The sequence below is a fragment of the Streptomyces sp. NPDC005485 genome, from assembly GCF_040606085.1.
In the GTDB taxonomy this organism is placed as follows: Bacteria; Actinomycetota; Actinomycetes; order Streptomycetales; family Streptomycetaceae; genus Streptomyces.
Map to the genome: position 1 here is coordinate 1 of NZ_JBEXDZ010000235.1, position 10,751 is coordinate 10,751.

Sequence of the window (10,751 nt, forward strand, 5' to 3'; positions counted from 1 at the left end):
CCCCGCCCCTCTGTGGCCCCCGCCCGCCCCCCCCCCCCCCCGGCCCGGCCACGGGCCCCGCCCCGCGGGGGCCCCCCGCCGCCCCCGGCCCCCCCCCGGCGCTCCTCTATCCGTTCGCTCGCCTTCGGGGCGCTTCAAGCCGGTGTCGAGGGGCCGACCGTGCTCAGCCCTCCTCCGTCGCGCCTCCGCGCGCTCGGCCCCTCGACACCGGCGCGCCCCTACGGCTCCCTCAGGCGGTGGGGCGCCCCATGGCCCGGTAGGTCCAGCCCGCGCGCCGCCACAGCTCGGGGTCGAGGGCGTTGCGGCCGTCGAGGATCAGGCGGACGGCGGCCGCCTCGCCCAGCGCCGCCGGGTCCAGCTCGCGGAACTCGCGCCACTCCGTGAGGTGCAGGACGACGTCGGCACCCCGCACGGCCTCGATCGCGGAATCGGCGTAACCGAGCGTCGGAAAGACCCGCCGCGCGTTGTCCATGCCCTTCGGGTCGTAGACGGTGACCTGACCGCCCTGAAGGTGGATCTGCCCCGCGACGTTCAGCGCGGGCGAATCCCGTACGTCGTCCGAGTCGGGCTTGAACGTCGCGCCGAGGACGGCGACCCGCTTCCCGAGGAAGGACCCCCCGCCGAGCGCCTCCCTGGTCAGCTCCACCATCTGGCCGCGCTGGCGCATGTTGATGGAGTCGATCTCACGAAGGAAGGTGAGCGCCTGGTCGGCACCGAGCTCACCGGCGCGGGCCATGAAGGCACGGATGTCCTTCGGCAGACAGCCACCGCCGAACCCGATCCCCGCCCGCAGGTACCTCTTCCCGATCCGGTCGTCGTGCCCGATGGCCTCGGCCAACTTGGTGACGTCGCCACCGGCGGCCTCGCACATCTCCGCCATCGCGTTGATGAAGGAGATCTTGGTGGCGAGGAAGGAGTTCGCGGAGGTCTTCACCAGCTCGGCGGTCGGGAAGTCGGTGACCACGAAGGGCGAGCCCTCGGCGACCGGCGTCGTGTAGATCTCGCGCATCAGCTTCTCCGCGCGCTCGCTGCGCACACCGACGACGATCCGGTCGGGGTGCAGCGTGTCGTTCACGGCGAAGCCCTCGCGCAGGAACTCCGGGTTCCAGGCCAGCTCGGCGTCCTCACCGGCGGGGGCCAGCTCTGCGAGGCGGGCGGCGAGGCGGTCCGCGGAGCCGACCGGCACGGTGGACTTGCCGACGACGAGGGCGGGGCCGTTCAGATGCGGGGCGAGCGACTCGAAGGCGGCGTCGACGTACGACATGTCGGCCGCGTACTCACCGTGCCGCTGCGGCGTGTTCACGCACACGAAGTGGACATCGCCGAACGCCCCGACCTCGGCCCAGTCCATGGTGAACCGAAGCCGCCCGGAGGAACCCTCGATCCCGGCCACATGCTTGCGCAGCAGCTCCTCCAGCCCGGGCTCGTACATCGGGACCTCGCCCCGCTGGAGCATCTCGATCTTCGCGGGTACGACATCGAGCCCGAGGACCTCGAAACCGAGCTCAGCCATGGCCGCGGCGTGAGTTGCGCCGAGATAGCCGGTGCCGATCACGGTGATCTTGAGGGCCATGGATGCTCCTGAGGTGTACGTCATGGGTGCGCTGCCCGAGCATAGTCGGGGCATGCAGCGGCCCCTCACCGGGCAGATTGCCCCCTGTCGCCAAGCTCACGTATCACTCCCGTGGGCATACCCCTAAAATTTGGGTTACTTAACGGTAATTAGCGTCCTTGGAGCGTGAGAGACCTTGGCCGGATCGGCTGATTTCGACCTGTACCGCCCGTCCGAGGAGCACGACATGCTCCGCGACGCGATCCGTTCGCTGGCCGAGGCGAAGATCTCGCCCTTCGCCGCCGCGGTCGACGAGGATGCCCGTTTCCCGCAGGAGGCGCTCGACGCCCTGGTCGCCTCGGACCTGCACGCGGTGCACGTACCGGAGACATACGGCGGCGCGGGCGCCGACGCGCTCGCCACGGTCATCGTGATCGAGGAGGTGGCGCGCGTCTGTGTCTCCTCCTCCCTGATCCCGGCCGTGAACAAGCTGGGCTCCCTCCCGGTGATCCTTTCCGGCTCCGAGGACCTGAAGAAGAAGTACCTCTCGCCGCTCGCCAAGGGCGACGCGATGTTCTCCTACGCCCTCTCCGAGCCGGACGCGGGCTCCGACGCGGCCGGCATGACGACGAAGGCGGTCCGCGACGGCGACTCCTACGTCCTCAACGGCGTGAAGCGCTGGATCACCAACGCGGGAGTCTCCGACTACTACACGGTCATGGCGGTCACGGACCCCACCAAGCGCTCGAAGGGCATCTCGGCGTTCGTGGTCGAGAAGGCGGACGAGGGTGTCTCCTTCGGCGCCCCGGAGAAGAAGCTCGGCATCAAGGGCTCCCCGACCCGCGAGGTCTACCTCGACAACGTCCGCATCCCCGCCGACCGCATGATCGGCGAGGAGGGCACGGGCTTCGCCACCGCGATGAAGACCCTGGACCACACCCGCATCACCATCGCCGCCCAGGCGCTCGGTGTCGCCCAGGGCGCCCTCGACTACGCCAAGGGCTACGTCCAGGAGCGCAAGCAGTTCGGCAAGCCGATCGCCGACTTCCAGGGCATCCAGTTCATGCTCGCCGACATGGCCATGAAGATCGAGGCCGCCCGCGCCCTGACCTACCAGGCCGCGGCCGCCTCGGAACGCGGCGACAAGAACCTCACCTTCCAGGGCGCCGCCGCCAAGTGCTTCGCCTCGGACGTGGCCATGGAGGTCACGACGGACGCGGTCCAACTGCTCGGCGGCTACGGCTACACGCGGGACTACCCGGTGGAGCGGATGTTCCGCGATGCCAAGATCACCCAGCTGTACGAGGGTACGAACCAGATCCAGCGCATTGTGATGGCCAGGAACCTGCCGTAAATCGAGTCATCTTGCACGGCACTGAGGGCGCCCCTTCTTCCGGGGCGCCCTCAGTGGTTTCGGCGCCTTGTCCCGTCCGTCGCCAATACCCGTGTGTACCAGGGGTGTTGGGCCGCCCGGTGGTACGTTGGGCTCTTGGGCGATGGGCTCCCGGACGGGGTTGACAGCACATCGGACGCCCAGGTCAGCGTGAGTGTCGAGGTCAACTTCAAGATCGGTTGGTCGCGTGGCAGCAACCCGTCCCTCTTGTACCGCGGTCGTGGTGACAGCGCTTTCCGTGGAGTTCGACGCGCTGGAGCGCCGCCTCAAGGCCAAGGGAGCCGGTGTCCAGGCTCCACGCACGCTCAACAGCGGCACCGTCGTTCGGGAGTTCCGGCTTGAGGGTCGGCACGCCTCCTGGACCGTTCACCTGGCCGAACTGGGCGAGGGGAACAGCAACGCCGCTGTGGCGACACAGGAGTTGCTCGCCGCGTTCGGCCCGGATGCCGCGCTGCTCGTCGGGATCGCGGGCAGCCTCAAGGCGGACATCGTCCCCGGGGACGTCGTCGTCGCCACCAAGGTGTACGACATCCACGGCGCCCGGGAGGCCGTCGAGGGCAGCGGCGCCCGTCCGGAAGCGATCGGCGCCTCGCGTCCTCTGGAGCAGACGGCACGCCACGTGAAGTCCCGGATCGGCATCTGCTTCAAACCGATCGCTTCCGGTCAGGTCGTGCTCGCCAGCCCGTCCAGTCCCCTCCGGGCATGGCTGAGCTCCACCTACCAGGACGCCGGGGCCATCGAGATGGAGGGCTACGGCTTCTGCCTGGCGGCGAGGCACAGCGGGACGTCGGCCCTCGTCATCCGGGGGATCAGCGACAACGCGGACGGCGAGAAGCACCGGTCCGACACCAACGGTGACCGGGAACGCGCGGCGGCGAACGCGGCGGAGGTGGCCGTCGCCGTACTCCAGGAGCACCAGCCACGACGCACCGCCGCCGAGCCGCCGCAGAGCGGTGGCGGTGCCCCAGGAACCACGGTGCCCAACGGCAACACAATGCCCGACCCACCCGTCAAGCGGCGCCGCCGCCGAGTCCCGGCCTCCACCCCTCCAGGACCCAAGCCACCGAGCGGGACCACCGGTACGCGCACCCGTGTCGACTGGCCCCGGATCTGGCGGAAGAACAAGAAGGCGCTGACCCGAGGTGGAGCGCTGGTCGTTGTCGCGGCCTTCACGTTCGTCGTCGTCTCGTCCTGCCACAGCGACGGCGCACCCGCCTCAAACGGCAAGACGCTCTCCAGCGGCGGGCTGTCGGCGTGCGGAGACCACGCCGATGCCTATCTGCGCATCGCCGCCTCCGTCGACAAGTCGGAGTCCCTGCGGCGCGCGGCGCGGGCCTACAAGAACCATTTGTCGGGCAGCACGTGCGTGGGCATCGTCGTCGACGACAAGAACTCGGGCGAGGCGATGCGGGCGCTGGTCGACGGCTGGCCCGAGTCCAGGTCCGGTGGCCTGGGCAAACCGGACGTGTGGGCGCCGGCCGGAAGCGCCTGGCTCTCCCTGGCCCGCGCCAAGGCGAAGGGCGAGAACAAAAAGCAGTTCCCGAAGACCGTGCATTCGATCGTGCAGAGCCCGCTGACCGTCGCGATGCCCAAGCCGATGGCCAAGGCCCTGGACTGGCCCGAACATCGCTTCACCTGGGCCCAGTTGGCCCAGTGGGCGAAGAACGCGGACGACTTCTGGGCGGACCACGGCAAGCCGCAGTGGGGGGCGTTCAAGCTCGGCAAGACAAACCCCGGCTACTCCACCTCCGGACTCAATGCCACCATCGCCGCCTTCTTCGCCGCCACGGGCACGAGCGGCGAGCTGGGCGTCGCGCACCTCGACAAACCCGCGAACCGCGCGTTCGTGAAGAGCATCGAGCAGGCCGCGGTCCACTACGGCGACACCACGCTGACGTTCCTCTCCAACCTCCGTGAGGCGGACCGGAGAGACCCGAACAAGGCCATGTCGTACATCTCCGCCGTCACGCTGGAGGAGAGTGCCGTCGCGGCCTACAACGAGGGCTATCCCTGCGGTGCGCTCAGCAGGGCCGACGACAGGGCCTGTAAGAAGACCAGCAAGCCGGACACCCCGCTGGTCGCGTTCTACCCGAAGGACGGCGTCCCGTCCTCCGACCACCCGTACATCGAGCTGACGACGATGACCTCGCCCAAGAAGGCGGTGGCGGACGACTTCCTCGCGTACCTGCACAGCCCGGAGGTCTACGCCCAGCAGTTCGCCCCCTACGGCTTCCGCACCCACGACAACAGGGCCCCCACGAAGAGCAAGCTGCTCACCCAGGCCTACGGGGTCCTGCCCCAGACGCAGTACGTCAAGATGCCGCTGCCCAAGGGCGAGGTGCTCGACCGCATGCTGCAGGTCTGGTCCACGCTGCGCCGCCGCGCCAACGTGCTCGTGGTCATCGACACCTCGGAGTCGATGAACGACGAGATCTCCGGCACGGGCGACACCAAGATAGAGCGCCTGAAGAACGCGGAACCCAAGCTCTTCGGCGAGTTCACCGGCACCGACCGGGTCGGACTGGTGAAGTTCTCCGACGCGGACGTTCTCGGCGGCGGACGCGACTACAAGGAACTCGTGCCGCTCGGCCCGTTCGACGAGAAGCTCCCCCGAGGCAAGCGCAAGGACCTGCTGGCCGACAACGTCCGCAACCTGGAACCGGAAGGCGCCACCGGCCTCTACGACACCCTCGACGCCCAACTGCGCACCATGCGCGAGCACTACGACCCGAAGGCCATCAACGCCATCGTCCTGCTCACCGACGGCCGCAACGAGGACAACGGCAGCCTGGCGAAGGAGGAACTCCTCAAGCGGATCGGCGACCGCGGCAAGCCCCAGGTGCGCATCTTCACCATCGCCTACGGAAGCGCGGCCGACGAGAACGACAAGAACGGCAAGACCGTACTCCAGGAGATCGCGGACGCCAGCGGTGGCCAGGAGTACGACGCGAGGCAGGCCAAGACGATCGAGACGGTGATCACGAGCGTGATCTCCAACTTCTGAGAACCGCTCGGGGGAGAGACGTCGGCCGGGGTCCGGCACGGGCAAGGGCCCCGCCGATCGGATCGGCGGGGCCCTTCATGCCGTACGGCGCGGACGGTCAGTTGCCCGACACCGTCACCGTCTCGTCGTTCTTCAGCTCGTCCACCAGCGTCTTGACCTTCGCCTTGTCCCAGACGAGGTTGCCGCCGGTGGAGCCGGAGATCGGCATGTTGATGGACTTGCCGTCGCCGCCGGTGACGCCCTTCATGGCCCAGAACATGTCGGCCAGGTCCCACAGGCTCATGTCCTTGTCGACGACGAGGGTGTCGAGGCCGGCACTCATCGTCGGGTAGAGCTTGAAGGGGTTGAGGACGGTCGAGGGGGTCGCGACCTGGTGGGCCAGGGCGGCCAGGAACTTCTGCTGGTTCTTCGTGCGCTGGAGGTCGCTCGCCGCGAAGGCGTGCCGGGTGCGGACGAAGGCGAGGGCCTGCTCTCCGTTGAGGGTCTGCTTGCCCTTCTGGAAGTCCGCGCCGGAGTATTTGTCCTTGAAGCCCTGGTCGAGGGTCATCTCCACGCCGCCGACCGAGTCGACGATGTCCGCGAAGCCCGCGAAGCCGATCTCGACGTAGTGGTCGATGTGCAGGCCGGTGTTGTACTCGATCGTGCGCACCAGCAGGGTCGGGCCGTCGAACGCGTAGGCCGCGTTCAGCTTGTTCGCACCCAGCGGGCCCTTGATCTTGCCGGACTCGGAGCCGCGGAACGTCGGAATCGTGACGTTCGAGTCGCGGGGCAGCGAGATCAGCGTCGAGCCGTTGTCACCGGTGTGCAGGATCATCATCGAGTCCGTGCGCTTGCCCTCGGCGGACCCGGTGTGCAGCTTCTTCTTCTCCTCGGCGGACATGCCCGCGCGGCTGTCGGAGCCGACGATCAGGTAGTTCGTGCCCTTGCCCCCGTCGGGCCGGTCGATGACCTTCGAGAGGTCCACCTCGCGGTTGAGCTTGGAGTCGGCCCAGAAGTACGTGCCCACGGACACCACGATCAGCAGCGTGACCAGGGTGATCGCGGTCCATTTGATCCGGCGCCGCCAGTTCGGCGCGGGCCGCGGCCCCCGGCCGCCCGCCCCGCCGGGCCCCTCGGGGCCGCCGCCGCCACCGTTCGGCTGCCCGTAGACATGGCCGGTGTTGTACCCGCTGTCGTATCCCTGGCCGTCGTCGTACCCCTGGCCGTCGGTGTACGACGGCTGCTGCGGGGGCACCCCCCGGCCGTACGGCGGCGCGGACGGGCCCGGACCGGGCGCCGTCGGGCCTCGCCGGACCTGGCGCATCACACGCGCGCTCTCCGGCTGGGGGCTCGCGCTGCCGCCGCCGTAGCGGTTGCTGCGGCGGTTTTCGTCGGACCACGCGTCGGGCCAATCGTTCATGTCGCCCAGTGTGCAGTGCCGCACTGTGTGCCTTACAAGAGAGTGCGAAGAATCATGGCAGGGCTGTTGCAGAGCTGATGCAAAGCAACCCTTGCGCGGCCCGGCATAAGGTGGACGCCATGACAGACCAGGCTCCCGCCCCGGAATCCGATATACCGGGTAAGCCGACCTCCGCGTCCCGGACCACCCTCAGCCACATCATGACCCACAACGACACCAACCTTCTGGGCACGGTGCACGGCGGCGTCATCATGAAGCTGGTCGACGACGCGGCCGGCGCCGTGGCCGGACGGCACTCCGGCGGGCCCGCGGTCACCGCCTCGATGGACGAGATGGCCTTCCTGGAACCCGTCCGCGTAGGCGACCTCGTCCATGTGAAGGCACAGGTCAACTGGACCGGACGTACATCGATGGAGGTCGGCGTCCGCGTCCTTGCCGAGCGTTGGAACGAGTCGACGCCACCCCAGCAGGTCGGCTCGGCCTACCTGGTCTTCGCCGCCGTCGACGCCGACGGCAAGCCGCGGCGCGTGCCGCCCGTCCTCCCGGAGACCGAGCGCGACGAGCGCCGCTGCCAGGAGGCCCAGATCCGCCGCACCCACCGGCTGGCCCGCCGCCGCGCGATCATGGAACTCCGGGAGAAGCGCCAGGCGGAAGGCCTCGACGAGGAGGCCTGACACACAGGGATACGGAGCCCGGGGCGTCGGGGTTCGGTCCGATGGGTCCGAGTACCCGTGCCGTCTACGGGCACACCTCCTGGTCCCCGGTCACCGCCCCGAACTCTCCCTGTCGGGGGTCGTCCGCCCGTACCCGTCTGATCTGCTTGAAGTCGGCCCCCGCGAGGACCTTCATGAGCGGGCCCTGCCCCTTGACCGCGCGCAGCTCACAGCCCGGCAGGGCGGCGGCGAGGGACTTCGCCGAGCGGTCCCAGCGGGGGTCGTAGGCGACGACGGTGCGCTTCAGGGTGCGGTCGGGCGCGTTGGCGGGCTGCCGCGTCGTACGGAACCCGGTGCCGCGCAGCGCGCTGTCCACGCGCTTGCCGAGGCCCTCGGTGGCCGTGCCGTTCTGGACCTGGACCTGGATCTGCTGCGGGGCCACATCGACGCGCAGGGCCTTGTTGCGGACCTTGTGCGGGGCGAGCGGCTTGTCGTCGCGCAGGGCCCGGAAGAGCTTCCCGGACTTGGCGTCGTCCCACTTCAGGGTCGAGCCGATGCCCTTGACGACGTATCCCATGCGCCCGATCGGCACGGTGGTGAACTCGGACGAGGCGGGGGAGAAGTTCCGCATCGCCCGGCCCAGGTCGAGCAGCTCCTCCGTGCCGAAGCCCTTGTCGGCGCGGACCGAGCCGAGCACGGCGTGCGTGACGTCGCGGAACTTCAGCGGGTTCAGCAGCACCCCGGAGGAGGTCGCCTGCTCGATCAGCGCCGCGAGGAAGCGCTGCTGGCGCTGCATACGGCCGAGGTCGGAGGATCCGTCGGCGTGCCGCGAGCGCACGTACTGCAGCGCCGCCCCGCCGTTCAGCTTGTGCGAGCCGGGGGCGAGGTCGAGCCCGGTGTAGGAGTCCTTCAGAGGTCCGGCGGTGCAGATCTCCACGCCGCCGAGCACGTCCACCGTCTTCATGAAGCTGGTGAAGTCGACCTCCAGATAGTGGTCGATCTTGACGTGCGTCATGTTCTCGACGGTGCGCACGGTCAGGTTCGGGCCCCCTTCCGCGTACGCCGCGTTGATCTTGATGGGGTGGGGGCCGTGCCGTTTGCCGGTGGTCTCGTCGGTGTGCGCGGGCGTCTCGGCGTACGAGTCGCGGGGCAGGCTGACGACGCTGGCCCGCTCCCGGTCCTCCGAGATGTGCACGATCATGATGGTGTCCGTGCAGTGGCAGGGGGCGCCGCCGAGCCGGTACTTCCTCTTCTCCTCCGGCGTGATCTTGTCCCGGCCGTCGGTGCCGACCAGCAGGACGTTCATGCCGTGGCCCGCCTGCGGGCGGTTCTTCATGTCCTTGAACGGGTCGACCCGGGCGATGTCCTCGTCGAGGCCGGTGACGACCGCGTGCCCGATGCCCGCCGAGGCGAGGACGACCACGGAGAACGTGGTCACCACCCGCATGCCCCAACGCGGCTTCCTGGGCCGTACGGCGGGCCGCCGTACGGGGGACGGCTGCGGGCGGCGCCGTGGCGGGGCGGGGGAGCGGGGCGGCGTGGGCAAGGGGGACACCTCCGCGTCGGCCGGGTGTGGGGGATCCGTGAGCACCGTAGGCCCATACGATCTGCGGCCCGGGCCTGAGGGCGGGCGGCGCGCGACCGTGTCCCCCATTCGCGGTAACGTGACGCCTGATGAGCGAGAAGTCTGACGTGCAGCCCCCCGCCGTATCCGTGATCATGCCGGTCCTCAACGAGGAGCGGCATCTGCGCGGGGCCGTCCAAGCGATCCTGGCGCAGGAGTACGACGGCGAGATGGAGGTGGTCATCGCCATCGGTCCGTCCTCGGACCGTACGGAGGAGATCGCCGCCGAGCTCGTACGGGAAGACCCGCGCGTCCACACGGTGCCGAACCCGACCGGCCGCACCCCCGCCGCGCTCAACGCCGCGATCAAGGCGTCCCGCCACCCGATCGTGGTCCGCGTCGACGGGCACGGCATGCTCTCGCCGAACTACATCTCGACGGCCGTACGGCTCCTGGAGGAGACCGGCGCGCAGAACGTCGGCGGCATCATGCACGCCGAGGGCGAGAACGACTGGGAGCACGCGGTCGCCGCCGCTATGACGTCGAAGGTCGGCGTCGGCAACGCGGCCTTCCACACGGGCGGCGAGGCGGCCCCGGCCGAGACCGTGTATCTCGGAGTCTTCCGGCGTGAGGCGCTGGAGCAACAGGGCGGCTACAACGAGGAGTTCATCCGCGCCCAGGACTGGGAGCTGAACTTCCGCATCCGTGAGGCGGGCGGCCTCATCTGGTTCTCGCCCGAGCTGAAGGTGTCCTACCGGCCGCGGCCGAGCGTGCGCGCCCTCGCCAAGCAGTACAAGGACTACGGCCGTTGGCGGCATGTCGTCGCCCGCTACCACGAGGGCTCCATCAACCTGCGCTACCTCGCCCCGCCGACCGCGGTGTGCGCGATCGCCGCGGGCGTCGTGGTCGGCGCGGCACTGACCCCGTGGGGCCTCGTGGTCCCCGGCGGGTATCTGGCCGCGATCGCGCTGGGCTCCCTGCCGGCGGGCAAGGGGCTGCCGCTCAAGGCCAGGCTGCAGATCCCCGTCGCCCTCGCCACCATGCACATGTCGTGGGGCTGGGGCTTCCTGACCAGCCCGAAGTCGCTGGCGAAGAAGGTCATCGCCTCGCGCCGCCCGGCGGTTCTCGCCTCGAACTGAGGCCGTACGTACGGCAGTTGGGCCCCTCTCCGGCGCGGAGAGGGGCC

General features: G+C 69.5%; 7 protein-coding genes. 4 read left to right on the top strand and 3 right to left on the bottom strand.

What is annotated here, in order from left to right:
• Positions 1-229: 229 nt before the first annotated feature.
• Positions 230-1,573: a UDP-glucose/GDP-mannose dehydrogenase family protein gene (locus ABZS97_RS41465; RefSeq protein WP_356148090.1), complete on the bottom strand. Its 1,344-nt coding sequence runs from the start codon at positions 1,571-1,573 to the stop codon at positions 230-232.
• Positions 1,574-1,748: 175 nt separating this feature from the next.
• Here ABZS97_RS41465 and ABZS97_RS41470 point away from each other — a divergent pair, with 175 nt between their 5' ends.
• On the top strand, positions 1,749-2,906 hold the full coding sequence (locus ABZS97_RS41470; RefSeq protein WP_356148094.1) for an acyl-CoA dehydrogenase family protein: 1,158 nt from the start codon (positions 1,749-1,751) through the stop codon (positions 2,904-2,906).
• A gap of 262 nt (positions 2,907-3,168) precedes the next feature.
• The gene (locus ABZS97_RS41475) at positions 3,169-5,949 is read left to right on the top strand and encodes a substrate-binding domain-containing protein (RefSeq protein WP_356148097.1); all 2,781 of its coding nucleotides are present in this window, start codon (positions 3,169-3,171) and stop codon (positions 5,947-5,949) included.
• A 97-nt stretch (positions 5,950-6,046) separates the two neighbouring features.
• Here the strand turns inward: ABZS97_RS41475 and ABZS97_RS41480 are convergent, their stop codons facing one another.
• Positions 6,047-7,348 carry an LCP family protein gene (locus tag ABZS97_RS41480; protein ID WP_356148100.1) on the bottom strand — a complete coding sequence of 434 codons (1,302 nt, stop codon included), beginning with the start codon at positions 7,346-7,348 and terminating at the stop codon, positions 6,047-6,049.
• Between the two features lie 119 nt (positions 7,349-7,467).
• On the opposite strand from ABZS97_RS41480, the gene ABZS97_RS41485 reads away from it, so the two are divergent.
• Positions 7,468-8,022 carry an acyl-CoA thioesterase gene (locus ABZS97_RS41485; protein ID WP_356148103.1) on the top strand — a complete coding sequence of 185 codons (555 nt, stop codon included), beginning with the start codon at positions 7,468-7,470 and terminating at the stop codon, positions 8,020-8,022.
• A gap of 64 nt (positions 8,023-8,086) precedes the next feature.
• Here ABZS97_RS41485 and ABZS97_RS41490 read toward each other — a convergent pair whose 3' ends face one another.
• Entirely contained in the window at positions 8,087-9,556 is a 1,470-nt protein-coding gene (locus ABZS97_RS41490; RefSeq protein WP_356148109.1) for an LCP family protein, read from the bottom strand.
• A gap of 119 nt (positions 9,557-9,675) precedes the next feature.
• On the opposite strand from ABZS97_RS41490, the gene ABZS97_RS41495 reads away from it, so the two are divergent.
• On the top strand, positions 9,676-10,704 hold the full coding sequence (locus ABZS97_RS41495; RefSeq protein ID WP_356148106.1) for a glycosyltransferase family 2 protein: 1,029 nt from the start codon (positions 9,676-9,678) through the stop codon (positions 10,702-10,704).
• The last annotated feature ends 47 nt before the right edge of the window (positions 10,705-10,751 follow it).